The sequence below is a fragment of the Falsibacillus albus genome (assembly GCF_003668575.1).
Taxonomy (GTDB): domain Bacteria; phylum Bacillota; class Bacilli; order Bacillales; family DSM-25281; genus Falsibacillus; species Falsibacillus albus.
Genome location: NZ_RCVZ01000016.1, coordinates 77,070 through 93,997, shown reverse-complemented (window position 1 = coordinate 93,997; position 16,928 = coordinate 77,070). Strand labels below are relative to the sequence as shown.

General features: G+C 43.1%; 16 protein-coding genes and 2 tRNA genes. 14 read left to right on the top strand and 4 right to left on the bottom strand.

Annotated elements, in window-relative coordinates:
- The first annotated feature begins 133 nt into the window (after window positions 1-133).
- From D9X91_RS18665 to rocF, 3 genes are all read left to right on the top strand, one after another.
- A tRNA-Gln gene (locus tag D9X91_RS18665) sits at window positions 134-208 on the top strand.
- Window position 209: 1 nt separating this feature from the next.
- Window positions 210-282 (top strand) — tRNA-Lys (locus D9X91_RS18660).
- Between the two features lie 389 nt (window positions 283-671).
- Window positions 672-1,574 carry an arginase gene (rocF, locus tag D9X91_RS18650; protein ID WP_121682158.1) on the top strand — a complete coding sequence of 301 codons (903 nt, stop codon included), beginning with the start codon at window positions 672-674 and terminating at the stop codon, window positions 1,572-1,574.
- Window positions 1,575-1,619: 45 nt separating this feature from the next.
- On the opposite strand, the gene D9X91_RS18645 is transcribed toward rocF, so the two are convergent.
- Window positions 1,620-1,784, bottom strand: coding sequence for an aspartyl-phosphate phosphatase Spo0E family protein (locus D9X91_RS18645; protein WP_121682157.1), 165 nt, complete (start codon window positions 1,782-1,784; stop codon window positions 1,620-1,622).
- 409 nt (window positions 1,785-2,193) lie between these two features.
- Between D9X91_RS18645 and sigW the strand changes: the two genes are divergently transcribed.
- The 6 genes from sigW to glmS all read left to right on the top strand — a co-directional run bounded on the left by sigW (window position 2,194) and on the right by glmS (window position 9,368).
- Window positions 2,194-2,757, top strand: a complete 564-nt coding sequence (gene sigW / locus D9X91_RS18640; protein WP_121682156.1) for an RNA polymerase sigma factor SigW — start codon at window positions 2,194-2,196, stop codon at window positions 2,755-2,757.
- A gap of 17 nt (window positions 2,758-2,774) precedes the next feature.
- Window positions 2,775-3,410, top strand: coding sequence for an anti-sigma factor family protein (locus tag D9X91_RS18635; protein WP_121682155.1), 636 nt, complete (start codon window positions 2,775-2,777; stop codon window positions 3,408-3,410).
- A 219-nt stretch (window positions 3,411-3,629) separates the two neighbouring features.
- Entirely contained in the window at window positions 3,630-4,457 is an 828-nt protein-coding gene (gene cdaA / locus D9X91_RS18630; RefSeq protein ID WP_121682154.1) for a diadenylate cyclase CdaA, read from the top strand.
- Window positions 4,450-5,688: a CdaR family protein gene (locus D9X91_RS18625; RefSeq protein WP_121682153.1), complete on the top strand. Its 1,239-nt coding sequence runs from the start codon at window positions 4,450-4,452 to the stop codon at window positions 5,686-5,688. Before cdaA ends, D9X91_RS18625 begins: the two co-directional genes overlap by 8 nt.
- Before the next feature lie 34 nt (window positions 5,689-5,722).
- Window positions 5,723-7,078: a phosphoglucosamine mutase gene (gene glmM / locus D9X91_RS18620; RefSeq protein ID WP_121682152.1), complete on the top strand. Its 1,356-nt coding sequence runs from the start codon at window positions 5,723-5,725 to the stop codon at window positions 7,076-7,078.
- Window positions 7,079-7,565: 487 nt separating this feature from the next.
- Window positions 7,566-9,368, top strand: coding sequence for a glutamine--fructose-6-phosphate transaminase (isomerizing) (gene glmS / locus D9X91_RS18615; RefSeq protein WP_121682151.1), 1,803 nt, complete (start codon window positions 7,566-7,568; stop codon window positions 9,366-9,368).
- Between the two features lie 252 nt (window positions 9,369-9,620).
- Here the strand turns inward: glmS and D9X91_RS18610 are convergent, their stop codons facing one another.
- Together D9X91_RS18610 and D9X91_RS18605 are read right to left on the bottom strand one after the other, a co-directional pair.
- Window positions 9,621-10,904 carry an ammonium transporter gene (locus D9X91_RS18610; protein ID WP_121682150.1) on the bottom strand — a complete coding sequence of 428 codons (1,284 nt, stop codon included), beginning with the start codon at window positions 10,902-10,904 and terminating at the stop codon, window positions 9,621-9,623.
- Window positions 10,901-11,308: a hypothetical protein gene (locus D9X91_RS18605; protein ID WP_121682149.1), complete on the bottom strand. Its 408-nt coding sequence runs from the start codon at window positions 11,306-11,308 to the stop codon at window positions 10,901-10,903. The genes D9X91_RS18610 and D9X91_RS18605 overlap by 4 nt, the downstream gene beginning before the upstream one ends.
- A gap of 253 nt (window positions 11,309-11,561) precedes the next feature.
- Here D9X91_RS18605 and D9X91_RS18600 point away from each other — a divergent pair, with 253 nt between their 5' ends.
- Complete coding sequence (locus D9X91_RS18600) at window positions 11,562-12,281, top strand: YebC/PmpR family DNA-binding transcriptional regulator (protein ID WP_121682148.1); 720 nt, start codon at window positions 11,562-11,564, stop codon at window positions 12,279-12,281.
- Window positions 12,282-12,692: 411 nt separating this feature from the next.
- Window positions 12,693-13,715: an AI-2E family transporter gene (locus D9X91_RS18595; RefSeq protein ID WP_121682147.1), complete on the top strand. Its 1,023-nt coding sequence runs from the start codon at window positions 12,693-12,695 to the stop codon at window positions 13,713-13,715.
- Between the two features lie 145 nt (window positions 13,716-13,860).
- Here the strand turns inward: D9X91_RS18595 and D9X91_RS18590 are convergent, their stop codons facing one another.
- On the bottom strand, window positions 13,861-14,040 hold the full coding sequence (locus D9X91_RS18590; protein WP_121682146.1) for a hypothetical protein: 180 nt from the start codon (window positions 14,038-14,040) through the stop codon (window positions 13,861-13,863).
- A gap of 157 nt (window positions 14,041-14,197) precedes the next feature.
- On the opposite strand from D9X91_RS18590, the gene D9X91_RS18585 reads away from it, so the two are divergent.
- The 3 genes from D9X91_RS18585 (at window position 14,198) to D9X91_RS18575 (ending at window position 16,889) form a co-directional block, all read left to right on the top strand.
- Window positions 14,198-14,803, top strand: a complete 606-nt coding sequence (locus D9X91_RS18585; protein WP_121682145.1) for a hypothetical protein — start codon at window positions 14,198-14,200, stop codon at window positions 14,801-14,803.
- Between the two features lie 12 nt (window positions 14,804-14,815).
- On the top strand, window positions 14,816-15,340 hold the full coding sequence (locus tag D9X91_RS18580) for a DinB family protein (RefSeq protein ID WP_121682144.1): 525 nt from the start codon (window positions 14,816-14,818) through the stop codon (window positions 15,338-15,340).
- Between the two features lie 352 nt (window positions 15,341-15,692).
- Window positions 15,693-16,889, top strand: a complete 1,197-nt coding sequence (locus tag D9X91_RS18575) for an MFS transporter (protein ID WP_121682167.1) — start codon at window positions 15,693-15,695, stop codon at window positions 16,887-16,889.
- Window positions 16,890-16,928: the final 39 nt, after the last annotated feature.

Sequence of the window (16,928 nt, the reverse complement as noted above, 5' to 3'; positions counted from 1 at the left end):
CGGCGGACTGTAAATCCGCTCCCTCAGGGTTCGGCGGTTCGAATCCGTCCCCCTCCACCATTTTTGAATAGCTTTCTGTTATTCGGACATCCTACATAATGTCCTTTTTGTTTGAAAACAAATTGAACATCATTGGGCTATAGCCAAGCGGTAAGGCATCGCACTTTGACTGCGACATGCGTTGGTTCGAATCCAGCTAGCCCAGCCAAGAGCCATTAGCTCAGTTGGTAGAGCATCTGACTTTTAATCAGAGGGTCGAAGGTTCGAGTCCTTCATGGCTCATCATAGAAGAAAGAAGAGATCCTATTATATATAGGGTCTTTTTTTGTTATCCGCTTTTTTCGTAAAGTTTGCTGCTATTCATCAAAGGTATTGTAAGGTTGATTTCCGCTTGCAGGATGCTCGCTTTCCGAGGGGCCTCACAGGATGTGAGGTCGTTCGATGTTGGCACACGACGTGCCGAACTTAATCGAACATTCACCTTACCTCTCCTCGCTTCGCTGCGGCGCCTCACCTGTCTACCTCCTGGGCTCATGCTTGTCGCCCCTAGGCAAAGCCCCGCAGCTTTTCCAACTGAGCATTGAATATATATACAAAATCTTGTCGAGTTGAGTCATTTGCTTCCGAAAGGATACAATAATAAGTAGATTCGGGTAAGGAGGAATTGACTCATGAAGAAGAAAATATCAATCTTAGGTGTACCGATGGATTTAGGCCAAATGAGAAGAGGCGTTGATATGGGGCCAAGTGCCATTCGTTATGCCGGGGTGGTAGAGCGGTTGGAAAGTCTGGGATATGATATTGATGATCAAGGAAACATTGAAATTGATCAAGCGGAAAGAGTACATAACCCTGATACCAATTTGAGAAATTTGAAAGCGGTTGCGGACGGAAATGAAAGGTTGGCAGCCAAAATTCATGATATTATTGATGGCGATTCATTCCCGTTGATTTTCGGTGGCGACCATAGCATAGCACTCGGTACTTTAGCTGGTGTGTCAAAGCATTACAATAATTTAGGGGTAATTTGGTATGATGCACATGGGGACTTGAATACTGCAGATACATCGCCTTCCGGCAACATTCACGGGATGCCGTTGGCTGCAAGCCTTGGGATAGGACACGAGGCACTTACAAACATCGGGGGATACACCCCGAAGGTCAAGCCTGAAAATATCGTCATCATCGGTGCCCGTTCACTCGATGAAGGCGAGAGAGTCTTGATTAAGGAAAAAGGCATCAAGGTATATACGATGCATGAAATCGATCGCCTAGGAATGACAAAAGTGATGGAAGAAGCAATGGCTTATTTGAAGGATAGACAGGTGGACGGGGTTCATTTATCGCTGGACCTTGACGGGCTGGATCCTAATGATGCTCCAGGAGTGGGCACGCCTGTCATTGGCGGAATCAGCTATCGTGAGAGCCATTTGGCGATGGAAATGCTGGCAGAGGCAGGAGTCATTACTTCTGCGGAGTTTGTTGAAGTAAATCCTATTTTGGATGAAAAGAATAAAACGGCATCTGTTGCAGTAGCTTTAATGGGTTCGTTGTTCGGAGAAAAATTATTATAATGGTATGATCGTAAAAAAAGCAGCAGCTTCAAATGAAGCTGCTGCTTATATCTTTTGGGCCATTTCTTCATAACGGTTTAAGAGGCTGTCTAATTTCCAGCTAATTTGAACAACCTGATCATCTGCAAAAGAAGACTTTAGGGCAAGTTGGACCATCTTTTTCCTGTTTTCCTCAATTTCCTTCAATAATTCTGTGATATTTACCTCCATCGTCATTCCTCATTTCTTTCGGCAGATTTTTGGGATGCTTTTGCAGCAAGGATGATCTAATCACATGAAGCCTAACAATATAATTGAACCAAAGGCTCTTCTTTTATAGTTTGTTGCTATTAATCAAAGGCTGAGTAAGGTTGATTCTCGCAGCAGGATCCCTGTTTTCCGAAGGTCGGGCGGTGAGTTTTCTCATCCCTCGGTGTGCAGCACTTTTCGCTCCAATCAACATAAAATGGTCAATTATTTTTATTTTCTAATAAATTTTAAATACTTTATTCCCTCTTTTTTAAATTTATAAACATTATTTGTAAAAAATTTGTTAGGATAAATTAGAATGATTTTTTGAAACCTTTTCGCTATACATACGTATATAAGTATAGCCGCATAGAGCGGAGGTATAAACTAAATGGATGCAATCATAAATAAAAGGATCAAACAGGTCATCAAAGGCGACCAAAATGCCTTCAGTGAAATCGTCGAGTTATACAAGGACAAGGTTTTCCAAATCTGTTTCCGTATTCTCGGCAATCGGCATGAAGCTGAAGACATCGCACAAGAAGCTTTTCTTCGTGCATATGTTAATATCGAAAGTTTTAATCAAAAAAGAAAGTTTTCCACGTGGCTTTTTCGCATAGCCACGAACTTATGCATCGACCGTATCCGTAAAAAAAAGCCAGACTATTACCTGGATGCCGAAGTAGCAGGTACTGAGGGTTTGAATATGTATTCACAAGTGGCAGCGGATGTGGTTATGCCGGAAGATGAACTGGAAAACTTGGAACTCAGGGACATCATCCAGCAGGAAATTTTAAAGCTCCCTCAGAAATATCGCTCTGTTATCGTATTAAAGTATATAGAGGAACTGTCTCTCAATGAAATCAGCGAGATACTGGATATTCCTCTTGGAACGGTAAAAACAAGGATACATCGAGGAAGAGAAGCTTTAAGGAAGCAACTTCGAAATATTTAGAGAGGGTGAGACGAAAGATGCAATCTTGTCCCGAGGAAATTGTAGATCTAATGCATGATTTTTTAGATGAAGATATCTCTACGGAGGATGAAATAAAACTAAAACATCATCTGCAATCATGCAAGGAATGCCAGCAGCATTTTCAGCAATTGAAAAAAGCAGTCGCATTAGTACAGAGTACTTCTCATATAAAAGCACCTGAAAACTTTACACAGCAAGTGATGGCCAAGCTTCCTAAGGAAAAGAAGAAAATTGGATTCCAGCGCTGGTTCAGACAGCACCCATTGCTGACGGCAGCGGCGATGTTTGTCATTTTGATTTCAGGAAGCATCTTTTCCATGTGGAATGAAGATCAGGACTTTTCTTTCACGAAACAGCCGGATTTACTGGTTCAGAATCATACAGTCATCGTACCAAAAGGAAAAACGATCAATGGGGATATCACTGTAAAAAATGGCGACCTTCGTGTAGAAGGGAAAGTAAACGGCAATGTAACTGTCATCAATGGAAAGCCATACATGGCATCTGTGGGGAATGTGACTGGTGATATAAAGGAAATTAATGAGGTATTCGACTGGCTATGGTTCAATATCAAGAAATCGACTAAGCAGTTGTTCCACGTAGATCAACATGAAGAAAGTCCCGTGAAATAATTTAATGGAATCGAAACCGGCCTTCAGCAAAAGAAGATGGCCGGTTTTTTTGTCATTCCCAGGTAAATATTATTACGGTAAGATGAATAGTTTATTTCAAAAAGAATACGAGGGGATTCATTTTATATTCTTTAATTGAAATGTGATATAATGAAAAAGTTATGAAAAAACTAGAAAAGAGCGGCTTCCGCTTGGACTAAACCTAATGGAGGATGAACTATGCCGTCTTTTGCAGACTTCACAGTATTGGACTACCTATCCAATATTATTGATATACTCCTTGTTTGGTTTGTAATATACAAGCTTATTATGGTAATCCGCGGAACGAAGGCCGTCCAAATTTTAACCGGGATTTTTGTCATCATTGTCGTTAGAACGTTAAGCGGCTTTCTAGGATTCAATACGTTAAGCTGGATGATGGAACAAGCTATAACATGGGGGTTTCTAGCCATTATTATTATCTTCCAGCCAGAGCTTCGGAGGGCTTTGGAACAGCTGGGGCGAGGAAGATTGTTCTCGAGGACAGGTTTACAGGAAGTAGAGGAGCAGGAACGGATCGTAGAAGCGATCGTCAAGGCCATCAATTATATGGCAAAAAGAAGGATCGGGGCTTTGGTTACCGTCGAACGTGAGACAGGTATGGGTGATTACATAGAAACAGGAATCGCCATAAATTCAACTATTTCTTCTGAACTGCTCATCAATATTTTTATACCGAATACACCTCTCCATGATGGAGCGGTGATCATTCAAAAGCAAAACATTGCCGCAGCGGCCTGTTATTTGCCTCTATCGGAGAGTCCGTTCATATCCAAGGAATTAGGAACGAGACACCGTGCTGCGCTGGGGATCAGCGAAGTGACCGATGCCATAACCATTATTGTTTCGGAAGAGACCGGAAGCATTTCCATTACGAAAAATGGGGAGCTGCACCGCGACCTATCTCCAGACGATTTCAAGAACTTGTTGGGGACAGAGCTGATGGCATCTGTCAAAAATGTTTCTTCAACTCGGTGGAGCTGGAGGGTGAAAAAACAAAATGGATAAGTTTATGGAAAATAAATGGGTCATGAGGATCCTTGCATTGCTTTTAGCGGTTCTTTTATATATATCAGTCAGCATTGAGCAAGGCACTTTCAAAACGACAAAAAATACGACATCTCAACAAAACAGCGATGTTATTACAGATGTCCCATTGGAAATGTATTATGATTCCGATAATTTGGTTGTATCAGGAGCGCCGCAGACGGTCAATGTCACGGTGGAAGGTCCTAAAAGCATAGTCCAGCCAACGAAGGCTCTCAGAGACTTTAAGCTGTACGTTGATTTACGGGATCTAGGGATAGGCAAGCATCAGGTAAGGATTAAATCAAAAGGAATTTCCGATAAGCTGGCAGCAAGAATCGAGCCGGCTTACATAAATGTAGATATTGAAGAAAAAGTTACGAAGGAATTCAAAGTCGAAGCTGAATTCAACTCTGCGATTTTAGCAGATGGATTTGAAGCAGAAAAACCAACCGTTGAACCGAAAACAGTGAAAATCACAGGGGCGAAAAATATCATCGATAAGATCACTTATGTTAAGGCAACGATTGATGTGCGTGGAGAGGTAAACCAAACGGTTACAAGAGAAGCACAGGTAAGGGTGCTGGACAGGGAATTGAATAAACTCGATGTACAGGTTGACCCTGAAACCGTCGATGTGACGCTTCCCGTGAAAAATCCCAGTAAAACCGTACCGCTCAAAGTGAGCCAGACGGGAACTCCTCCAGAGGGAGTCAAAATTCTGGGAACATCCATGGATCCGAAAGAAGTAACTATATACGGGAAACAGGATGTATTGGATACGATCAGCGAAATCGATCTTCCGCTTGATGTAAGTAAAATTGATAAAGATACAACCGTTAATGTCCCCATTAAACTAAAAGATGGGTTGAATAAAGCATCCGCCGACAATGCAAAAGTCACAGTGGATGTCCAAAAAACAGAAGAGAAAACTTTCTCCAACCTTCAAGTGGCTGAACAAGGAGTAGGGGATCAGTATGATATGGAAATATTGGCACCTGAAAAAGGTCAGGTTGATTTGACGGTCAAAGGGCCCAGTGAAATCATTGATCAATTGAGTGCAGATGATTTCAAATTGTATGTCGATGCAGCCGGCCTTGCAGCAGGAGACCATGATTTGAATATACAAGTGGACAACCCAGACAAGAACATTTCATGGACATTATCGGATGACAATATGAAAATCCGATTGAAGGAAAAAGCAAACAGTTGACGAGAGACTTGATGAATAAGGAGCGATGAATAGAATGGGTAAATATTTTGGCACAGATGGAGTAAGAGGAGTAGCAAATACGGAGCTTACACCTGAGCTAGCCTTTAAGCTAGGTCGATATGGCGGCTTTGTTTTAACGAAGAACACGGAAAGACCTAAGATTCTGATCGGTCGTGATACAAGGATCTCAGGACATATGCTTGAAGGAGCATTGGTGGCGGGGCTTTTATCCATTGGTGCCGAGGTAATGCGACTTGGTGTGATTTCCACGCCGGGTGTGGCATATTTGACAAAGGCCCAGGGTGCCCAGGCAGGGGTCATGATTTCTGCATCCCATAACCCTGTAGGGGATAACGGAATCAAATTTTTCGGTCCTGATGGATTTAAGCTTTCGGATGAGCAGGAAGAAGAAATTGAAAAGTATTTGGATATGCAAGAGGATATTCTTCCACGGCCAATTGGAGGAGACCTCGGTCAAGTAAGCGACTATTTTGAAGGCGGACAAAAATACTTGCAGTATTTAAAACAATCCGTGGACGAGGATTTTTCCGGCATCCATGTAGCGCTTGACTGCGCTCACGGTGCGACGTCATCATTAGCTGCACACTTGTTTGCAGACCTTGAAGCGGATATTTCGACTATGGGTGCTTCCCCTAATGGTTTGAACATCAATGATGGTGTAGGATCGACGCATCCGGAAGCATTGACTGGCTTCGTTAAAGAGAAAAATGCAGATGTCGGACTTGCCTTTGATGGGGACGGTGACCGCCTGATCGCCATCGATGAAAATGGTGATACAGTGGATGGCGATCAAATCATGTTCATTTGCGCTAAATATTTGAAACAGGAAAACCGCTTAAAGCATTCTACAGTCGTTTCGACTGTCATGAGCAATCTTGGGTTCCATAAAGGCTTGGAAGAGCTGGACATCAATGGCGTCCAAACAGCGGTAGGGGATCGCTATGTCGTGGAGGAAATGAAGAAAAACGGATTTAACCTCGGCGGAGAGCAATCCGGTCATATCATTTTCCTGGACTATAACACGACAGGAGATGGCTTGCTGACTGGCCTTCAGCTCGTGAATATCATGAAAGCAACGAATAAACCATTATCTGAGCTTGCTTCAGAAATGAAGAAATACCCTCAGAAACTGGTCAATGTTCGAGTGACGGATAAGCATCATGTAACAGACAATGAGAAAATCAAAGCTGTGATTTCTGATGTGGAAGCTGAAATGGATGGAAATGGCCGGATCCTGGTGCGTCCTTCCGGTACAGAGCCGCTGGTCCGTGTCATGGCGGAGGCTCCTACAGAAGAATCCTGCACAGCGTATGTTGATCGAATCGCAACGGTTGTAAAAGCAGAGATGGGTCTTCCAGAGGAAGATTAAAAATAGGACGATATGCATGAGTGAGAACACTTTTCTTACTCATGCATATTTAATAATGTGGAAACAAACGTGTAATATGAAGGTTTCAGGTGCACCATCTAGGGGAATGTGACACAGTGCGGGCATTAACCTGAGGATTTTCCCATTGACGGTTTATTTTTGTCTAGTGTAAGATGTTTCTTGTTGAGTGAAAAATACTTTATTCAAGAATGGAAAGGTGGATAGAGGTTTAAAAACTATATAAAAGCGCCTGAACTAAATCGTATGTCCGAAAGAAACGGTTTAGTTGACGAGGAGGAGGTTTATCGATTAATCGGCGGATGCCTCCCGGTTGCCACACACGACCGAAATCTTTTTCTTAAAACATTGAAGGCGACTCAGTGTACAAAGGAGAAAGAATGTGAATCATATTATTAATAGAGATAAGGGGGCAGCGACAGCCCCCCCGTTGGCTTCCTGCCTCCTTATTAAGGAGGAAATGACAAGTATGTGTGGTATTGTTGGATATATCGGAAATCAGGATACGAAAGAAATTTTATTAAAAGGCTTGGAAAAGCTTGAATATCGCGGATATGATTCTGCAGGAATCGCGGTTAAAAACGATTCAGGCGTCCACGTTTTCAAAGAAAAAGGCCGTATCGCCGATCTTCGCAGCATCGTGGACGAAGCGGTAGTAGGAAACACTGGAATCGGACATACACGTTGGGCGACACACGGCGTGCCGAGCAAAGTGAATGCCCATCCGCACAAAAGTGCTTCCGGCCGTTTTACCATCGTTCATAACGGTGTCATCGAAAACTATTCTTTCTTGAAAAAGGAATTTCTTCATAACATCGATTTGAAAAGTGAAACGGATACAGAAGTTATCGTTCAAATCGTTGAGAAGTTCGTTAACGAAGGAATGGACACAGAAGAAGCTTTCCGCAAAACGTTGACTGTCTTGAAAGGATCATATGCACTTGCGCTTCTTGATGAAGAAAATGATCAAACAATCTTTGTAGCAAAGAACAAAAGCCCTCTTTTAGTAGGATTGGGTGAAGGGTTCAATGTTGTGGCAAGTGATGCAATGGCGATGATTCAAGTAACGGATCAATACGTTGAACTTATGGATAAAGAAGTGGTCATCGTGACGAAAGATGAAGTGACCATTCAAAATCTGGACGGCGAGGTCATCACGCGTGCTCCTTACACAGCTGAAATCGATGCGAGCGATATTGAAAAAGGAACATATCCTCACTATATGCTTAAGGAAATCGATGAACAGCCGCTTGTCATGCGTAAAATTGTGCAGGCTTACCAAAACGAAAGCAATGACCTGACAATCGACCCATCCATTGTAGGCGCGCTGAACGAAGCGGACCGCATTTACATCATTGCATGCGGAACAAGCTACCATGCTGGTTTGGTTGGAAAGCAGTTCATTGAAAAAATGGCAAAAATCCCGGTTGAAGTGCATGTAGCAAGTGAATTCAGCTACAACATGCCGCTTCTATCAGAGAATCCATTATTCGTGTTCATTTCCCAAAGCGGGGAAACTGCAGACAGCCGTTCTGTATTGGTTCAAATCAAAGAGCAAGGCTACAAAGCATTGACGATCACAAATGTTCCTGGCTCTACACTATCCCGTGAAGCGAACTATACGCTGCTCTTGCATGCTGGTCCTGAAATTGCGGTTGCTTCTACGAAAGCTTATACAGCACAAATTGCTGTCCTTGCAATCCTAGCGAATGTAACGGGACGATCCAAAGGCATCGAAATGGAATTCGATCTTGTACAGGATCTTGGCATCGTAGCCAACGCAATGGAAGTTCTTTGCGACAAGAAAGAAGAAATGGAAGAAGTGGCTCGCCAATTCCTTTCTACAACAAGAAACTGCTTCTTCATCGGCCGTGCAGTTGATTTCTACGTTGGACTTGAGGGTGCCCTTAAGCTGAAGGAAATCTCCTACATCCAAGCTGAAGGTTTTGCTGGCGGAGAGTTGAAGCACGGTACGATCGCGCTTATCGAAGAAGGAACACCGGTCGTTGCCCTTGCAACGCAGGAAAGCGTCAATCTGAGCATCCGTGGAAACGTGAAGGAAGTTGTCGCACGCGGCGCCAACCCTTGCATCATCTCCATGAAAGGCTTGGAAGAAGAGGACGACAGCTTTGTCATCCCAGAAGTGAACGAATTATTAACACCTCTTATCTCTGTAGTTCCGTTGCAGCTTCTCGCGTACTATGCAGCATTGCACCGCGACTGTGACGTAGATAAACCACGTAACCTTGCAAAATCTGTTACAGTGGAATAATGATAGATAGTGAAAACCCGCTCCGGTTGTCTGGAGCGGGTTTTTTGTTGGGCATATCTCCGAAAATCGGGTATTTATCTTCTAAAAATTAAATATATCTTCGAAAATGCATGATTTATCTGCGAAAAATCCGATATATCGACTATTCTACTTATTTCGACAAAATCCACTCGCACCCAACCAACGAACTCAACCCACCATAATTTAAAAAAGCCCGGGCGAAAACGGCCCGGGTCTACTCCAATTCTAGCTTCAATCTAGGTCATGATCCTTCTCGATATCGGCATATCGATCTTCATGATGGATGAATTCGTGCTCTTGATAGGCGGCGAGAATGCCGTGATAGCTGATGTCCAGTCCCATTTCCTCTTCTTCCTCAGTTGAACGGACAGGGATCCATAATTGGATTAATTTCAATCCGAACCATGTCAGGGCAAAGCCCCAGACGCAAAGTACAATAAGGCCGAGCACTTGGACGCCTAATAGGTGCCAGCCGCCGCTGTGGAAAAGTCCGCCATCCTTGGCGAATAACCCGACTGCGAAAGTTCCCCATATGCCTGAAATGGCGTGGACGGGGAAGGCGCCGACAGGATCGTCGATTTGCTTCGCTTCCAGCCAGTCTGTTGCGAATAACATCAGCATTCCTGAAACAGCGCCGATCAGAATGGCGGCTGAATCGCTGACAAACGCACAGCCTGCCGTAATCCCGACAAGTCCGGCCAACGATCCATTAATGACGGAGGCTGCATCGGAACGATTGTAGCGAAATAGGGTATACAGCATGGTGATGGCGCCGCCGGATGCTGCTGACAGCATCGTCGCGATGGCGATATGGCCGATTCGTGCATCCGTAGCACTCAACGTACTGCCCGCGTTGAACCCAAACCACCCGAACCATAATAGGAATGCGCCGACTGATGCCAACGGCAGGTTGCTTGGCAGTGCGATGGTGCTTGTTCCTTCAGGCGTGAATTTTCCTTTTCGCGGACCGATGAAGATGGCAGCGGCAAGAGCCGAACAACCGCCAAGTGCATGGATGACAGCTGATCCTGCGAAGTCAAGCATTCCAAGGTTGCCAAGCCATCCGCCTCCCCATACCCAATGTCCGGCAATCGGATAGATCAAAGTCGTCATCAAAACAGCATAAAGGATGTAGGCACGGAAATTGAACCGTTCAGCAACTGCGCCTGAAACGATGGAGATAACCGCGATGACAAATGCCGCTTGGAACAGCCAATATGTGTCCATCGATACTGACAAGTCCAAATGTGCAAGGTCCCCGTTTAGCATAAATCCGCTCGATCCAATCATCCCGGCGATATCTTTGCCATACATCAGAGCGAATCCTATTAAATAGAAACAAAGCGTTCCAATTGTAATATCAACAAAAATTTTCATGATAATATTCACGTTATTCTTGTGCCTGACAAAGCCAGCTTCCAATAGGGCAAATCCGCCTTCCATGAGAATGATCATCGCAGCTGTCAGGACCACCCATATCGTATCCAGTCCGGTGTGCAAAGTTTGAATCGTCATGAAAGATCTCCCCATTTCCTATATCTGTTGACACCCTCAAGAAGTGCAGTAGAGAGGACGACCTCTTTATGTCCGGGATCTGCTTCGATGAGCTCCAGGACATCATCCAGTTCGCGGCATTGTTTTTTTAATACGTCGATTAGTTTGATCCGTTCCTTTACATGAACAATATACTCCACTGCTTGGTGGTGGCTGGGAGGACGGCTGGCAAAAAATTTTCTTACTGGCGATAAGGATTGATAAAAGGCTTCTTCTGCCCGCTTCTTTTTTTCGTATTGATTAATTTTATGTTTGATTTCTTCGATTTCTTTTAATCGATCTTCTCTGATCCTATATAAAATCTTCGCCAGGTCTGGAGAAGGAACTTGGAAATGATCATCATTCAACTCGCCGCGCACGATCATTGTAAACACTCCTAACAAAAACATGTTATATTATCTAACATTATAATCCCGAATGAATTGTCAGTCAATTCATTACCGAATTAAAGTATGGAAATGAAACCAATAATATACAGTTCGGGATGTTCTTTTTTGCATAATATTCGTAATGAAATGGCGATTTGCGTTATAATGGAAGCAGTGTTTAGAAGGATTTTTTTATTCAAAATCTTTATCATATAATCTAAGATTCAATACTGAAAGAGAGTGAAACACAATGGGTCGTAAGTGGAATAACATTAAAGAAAAGAAAGCGTCCAAAGACGCAAATACAAGCCGGATTTATGCCAAGTTTGGACGGGAAATCTATGTGGCTGCCAAACAGGGCGAGCCTGATCCGGAAGCGAACCAGGCCTTGAAGGTTGTCCTCGAGCGGGCAAAGACATACAACGTGCCGAGAGCAATCATTGACCGCGCTATCGAAAAAGCGAAAGGCGGATCTGAAGAAAACTATGACGAGCTTCGCTATGAAGGATTTGGACCAAATGGATCTATGGTCATCGTAGATGCATTGACTAATAATGTTAACCGTACAGCTTCCGAAGTGCGCGCTGCTTTCGGCAAGAATGGCGGGAATATGGGAGTCAGCGGATCGGTTGCCTATATGTTTGATGCGACAGCGGTTTTCGGCATCGAAGGAAAAACTGAGGAAGAAGTATTGGAAATCCTGATGGAAGCGGATGTCGACGCCCGTGATATCGCAGAAGAAGATGATACGGTCATCGTCTATGCCGAACCGGACCAATTCCATGCTGTGCAAGAAGCATTCAAAAATGCAGGAATCACTGATTTCACGATAGCGGAATTAACGATGCTCGCACAAAATGATGTCGAGCTCCCTGAAGATGCTCAAGCTCAATTCGAAAAAATGATTGACGCATTGGAAGATCTAGAAGATGTTCAGCAGGTTTATCACAACGTAGACTTGGGCGAGTAATGATGAAGAGCAATTTTATTAAATGTATATTTATGAAAACTGTTTTCTTAAGGCTCTTTTCTCAAAGGTTGTTGTTTTTAACATTTTTTCTTTCAAATAACTCTTCATAGGATCTTGATTGGAGCGGAAGACGCTGGACACCGAAGGAATCAGCAAACCTAATGATAAGAGACGATGAAAAAAGCAGAAGCTGACCTAATAATGTCTGGAATTCACTTATGCCCCTATGTAATTAGTGGAATAAGAAATCAGACATTGTAGGGAGTTTCTGCTTTTTTTAGACAAATGACCTACATTTTTTAAAAATAATTAATATTTTATATTTTGTTAATAACTTCTTTTGATTTTCAGCCTAATAATCGTATACTATAAGGAACTACACACATTTGAGTGAAACATGAGGAGCATCGAATGGATACAATCAACCGAGTTTTTCAAAGCAGAGGCTTTAAAAGGATCTTGATTTTTCTTTTCATTTCATTGATCTTATATGTATTGAAAGATATGATAAACCTAATTTTATTTACGTTTATCTTTTCGTTTTTGATGAACCGACTGGTGAATTTCCTTCTCGAAAGGATCCCGGTGAATAGAATCATCATTGTCATTGTCTTGTATACGGTCATTGTCGGCTTCGTATCGTTGGCATTCATCAATTATTTACCGATGATCGCAAATGAAATCGGTTCTTTGGTGAAGCAGCTCACGACGTTTTATTCGAGTGTCCCGAATTATGGGGTATTCAATCAATTTTTTGCCAACATCGATACTGATAAGCTCTCCAGTTATATGGAACAAGGTGTTACATTCCTGATTAAATATTTTTCGGATGTAAGCCGTGTGGGGATTCAGATATTGCTTGCGCTCCTTCTAAGTCTGTTCTATATGCTGGAAAAGCCGCGTTTGATTAATTTTACCCAAAAATTTAAGAAAAGCAAGATTGCTCCGATCTATAATGAAATCGAGTTTTTTGCCGGAAAGTTCGCAGGGACGTTTGGTAAAGTGATCGAAGCGCAGCTGATCATCGCGGTGGTAAATGGCGGTTTGACCACAGCTGCTTTATGGATACTCGGATTCCCTCAGTTAGGCGGATTGTCCATCATGGTGCTGATGCTGGGATTGATCCCTGTCGCTGGAGTCATATTATCACTTATCCCTCTATGCATCATTGCATACAGCATAGGCGGAGTGATGAAGGTCGTTTATATCGTTATTGCGATTACGATTGTCCATGCGATAGAGGCTTATATATTGAGTCCGAAATTAATGTCCTCCAAAACGAACCTGCCCGTGTTTTACACATTCTTTATTTTGATCTTTTCTGAGCACTTCTTTGGTATATGGGGACTGATAGTAGGAATTCCGATTTTCGTCTTCTTCCTTGAAGTATTTGAAGTCAATAATGAGAAAACAATAAAAAAATCGACAAAGTAACGATGGAAATTCCCGAAGAATGGTTCGGGAATTTTTTTTATTCTAGCTTGAGGCAGGACGAAAGCTTGATAGAGGAATATGTATTATTGCCTAGAATAATATACCAGGATGATTGAAGAGCGGGTCTTCCGATCATCCTGCTCTTTTATCGATTCATCTCTTTTAAAGAGATGACAGATGATAAGGGAATATAAACGTTGTGCGAGTATTGGTCCAGTGTAATGATCTTAAGGTCATGATCAATATGGACAAGTTCCCCGGATTCAGTCTTTCCGTTGATCAATTCAACGGAAATGTGATCGGATATATGATTTGTCAGCTGCAATGAGGACACCTCCTGTAGATAGTTAACAATTCGTGGCCCAGGTTGAAAATTCCTCCTTAAGCTGTAGGGATTTTCCTCGCAAGGTATGATTGAATTGTCCGGTGCCTTTTGTAAAATGAAACTGTAATGATACTAACGGAGAAAAAGGGGGGGAGCTATGCTGTTTCATTTTCATTATTGGACGCCTCATGTGGAAGAGACTGAAACGTTTTATTTAGCACAAGGGTTTCGTGTCCAACAAAGAATCGGAAGGGAAGACGGTGAATTCCAGTCATACGATCCGCCTTTGGATTGGAATGATTTTCGAGGGAGGCCAATCATGTTCCGCATCATCGAGATGAGGAGAGGGCGCGTCAATGTCACCTTTGGCTATGGCAAGCGCGTAAAATTTGATCATATCGGTTTTTTTGTGGTAAAAGAAGAACTGGAACATATTTGCCAAAAAGCGGAAAGCTTAAAATGGAACGTAAGAAGTAATGAAAGAAGAACATTTATTTCAACGCCTTATGGATTTCAAATCGAGCTTCAACAGCATCAAGATATCTTTGATGCTAAAGTCCACAGCCAGATCTCGTCGATGGAAATCCAGGCGGAGGAAAATGACTTTGAGAAGGAACTGAATTACTTGTTCGGAAGCGCTATGAATATTTCTATCACGCAAAACAGTTCGGCTGCCTTGAAAAAAGTCGGTATTTCTGGACTCGATTCAGCAGGCGGTATAGATCCGAATGGCGTTTTATTAGTATGTGAAAACAAGGGATAGGAGAAAATGAAAATGACAAAGCGACCTAAAGCGGGGGAATATGCCCCCCACTACTCTTCTTATATTAAGCTGGTAGAGAATGAAGATATCCTCCAAATATTGAACGTACAAATGGATGACACAGTCCGTTTACTGGAGAACCTTTCCGGAAAAGAAGGAGAGTACCGCTATGCTCCTGGTAAATGGAGTATAAAGGAAGTGATTGGACACCTTACGGATACGGAAAGGATCATGACCTTTCGACTTCTAAGTTTTGCAAGAGGGGAAAGTGCTGAGCTCCCAGGCTATGAAGATGAGGAATATGTGAAAAAGGCCGGATTCAATAGTCTATCCATACAGGAAATATTAGAGGATTTCGGAGCGGTAAGAAAGTCTACCATCCAATTGGTGAAAAGGCTTGATGAAGAAGCCTGGTCCCGCGGCGGCAATGCCAACGGATCCTATGTGACGGTCTTGGCTCTGGCATGGATCATTGCAGGTCATGAGCTGCATCATCGGAAGATCATAGAGGAACGATATTTGCAAACCGACAAATAAAGTAATGAAAACCGCATTCTTTAAAAAAGGGGCGGTTTTTATTTTGGAAGCGGATATGTTTTTCATTGGAATGGTTGTCAGCTGCAATCTATACTCCTCAGATAAAGCCGTTTAAAATAATTTCATTTCATCAGCCCTTGCTGCTCCACAATTGTTACTTGCGGGTGCCTATATTACATAAAAGTACGTACTTTTTAAATAGTGGGAATGGGTGCATAATCAGTGTCAGAAAGAAATTAGCTCAAGTACGGGAGGATTGATCCGTACATCCGCTATACCATACTATTCAACCTGTATTCAGAAAAGCATAAGGCGCTTATGCCATCTGAAACAACTAGAGGAGGAATCTTATATTAGTTCACATACACATGCTGTTTCAAAAGCACAGTCCAAAGGGGGAATCCCTGCGCTATTGGCATTGGCGATCAGTGCCTTTGGCATCGGGACGACCGAATTTGTTCCTGTTGGCCTGCTTTCATCGATTTCAGATGATTTGACTATTTCCATTACACTTGCTGGTCTTTTGATTTCCGGCTATGCTCTCGGAGTCGCTTTCGGAGCGCCGGTCCTAACGGCTATGACCAGCAAAATGAGCAGAAAATCGCTGCTGATGTCTTTGATGGTACTATTCATCGTCGGAAACTCAGCCGCAGCAATGTCCAATAGCTTTGGATTTCTTTTAACAGCAAGGGTCATCACAGCCTTTTCGCATGGCATTTTCTTTTCCATCGGCTCAACGATTGCAGCCGATCTGGTTCCGGCCAATAAACGGGCCAGTGCCATTGCATTTATGTTCACCGGTTTGACGGTTGCGACTGTTACGGGTGTTCCGCTCGGAACTTTCATCGGTCAAGCATTTGGCTGGAGAGCGACATTCTGGGGTGTCGCGATTTTGGGTGTGATCGGGGTCATGGCGAGTGCCATTTTGGTTCCATCCGACTTAAAAGAAGCTCCTCCGGCAAAATTCAGCGAGCAGCTCAAGATATTACGCAGCGGAAAATTGCTTCTTGCTTTTGCGATCACAGCTCTTGGCTATGGCGGAACATTCGTGGCATTTACCTATTTGACGCCGCTACTTGAAGGAGTGACCGGTTTCAGTCCGAAATGGGTCTCCATTATCCTACTTGGCTACGGCGTTGCTGTAGCGTTTGGGAATGTCATCGGCGGGAAAGCGTCTGATAAACATCCTTTAAAAGCGTTGTCCTGGATGTTCATTCTCCAAGCCATCGTATTATTGATCTTAACCTTTACAGCATCTTTCAAAACGGCAGGATTGGTAACGATATTCTTTATGGGGCTATTTGCCTTCATGAATGTTCCCGGTCTGCAGATATTAGTCGTACAGCTTGCTGAAAAATATGTTCCATCAGCGGTAAATGTAGCATCTGCCTTGAATATTGCGGCTTTTAATGTGGGAATCGCCATCGGCTCCTTTATTGGAGGTTTGGTAGTCGATTCAATCGGCATCATCCATACTCCTTGGATCGGTGCAATCATGGTAGCAGGAGCAGTTGTGCTGACCGGATGGCTGAGAAAACTGGAAAAATAAACTTAAGAAATGATAATGAAAAGGCTGAAACCGAACTCT

Coding starts and splice junctions, on each gene's coding strand:
- rocF (WP_121682158.1), top strand. CDS start 672: ATGAAGAAGAAAATATCAATCTTAGGTGTACCGATGGATTTAGGCCAA.
- D9X91_RS18645 (WP_121682157.1), bottom strand. CDS start 1,784: ATGGAGGTAAATATCACAGAATTATTGAAGGAAATTGAGGAAAACAGG.
- sigW (WP_121682156.1), top strand. CDS start 2,194: ATGGATGCAATCATAAATAAAAGGATCAAACAGGTCATCAAAGGCGAC.
- D9X91_RS18635 (WP_121682155.1), top strand. CDS start 2,775: ATGCAATCTTGTCCCGAGGAAATTGTAGATCTAATGCATGATTTTTTA.
- cdaA (WP_121682154.1), top strand. CDS start 3,630: ATGCCGTCTTTTGCAGACTTCACAGTATTGGACTACCTATCCAATATT.
- D9X91_RS18625 (WP_121682153.1), top strand. CDS start 4,450: ATGGATAAGTTTATGGAAAATAAATGGGTCATGAGGATCCTTGCATTG.
- glmM (WP_121682152.1), top strand. CDS start 5,723: ATGGGTAAATATTTTGGCACAGATGGAGTAAGAGGAGTAGCAAATACG.
- glmS (WP_121682151.1), top strand. CDS start 7,566: ATGTGTGGTATTGTTGGATATATCGGAAATCAGGATACGAAAGAAATT.
- D9X91_RS18610 (WP_121682150.1), bottom strand. CDS start 10,904: ATGACGATTCAAACTTTGCACACCGGACTGGATACGATATGGGTGGTC.
- D9X91_RS18605 (WP_121682149.1), bottom strand. CDS start 11,308: ATGATCGTGCGCGGCGAGTTGAATGATGATCATTTCCAAGTTCCTTCT.
- D9X91_RS18600 (WP_121682148.1), top strand. CDS start 11,562: ATGGGTCGTAAGTGGAATAACATTAAAGAAAAGAAAGCGTCCAAAGAC.
- D9X91_RS18595 (WP_121682147.1), top strand. CDS start 12,693: ATGGATACAATCAACCGAGTTTTTCAAAGCAGAGGCTTTAAAAGGATC.
- D9X91_RS18585 (WP_121682145.1), top strand. CDS start 14,198: ATGCTGTTTCATTTTCATTATTGGACGCCTCATGTGGAAGAGACTGAA.
- D9X91_RS18580 (WP_121682144.1), top strand. CDS start 14,816: ATGACAAAGCGACCTAAAGCGGGGGAATATGCCCCCCACTACTCTTCT.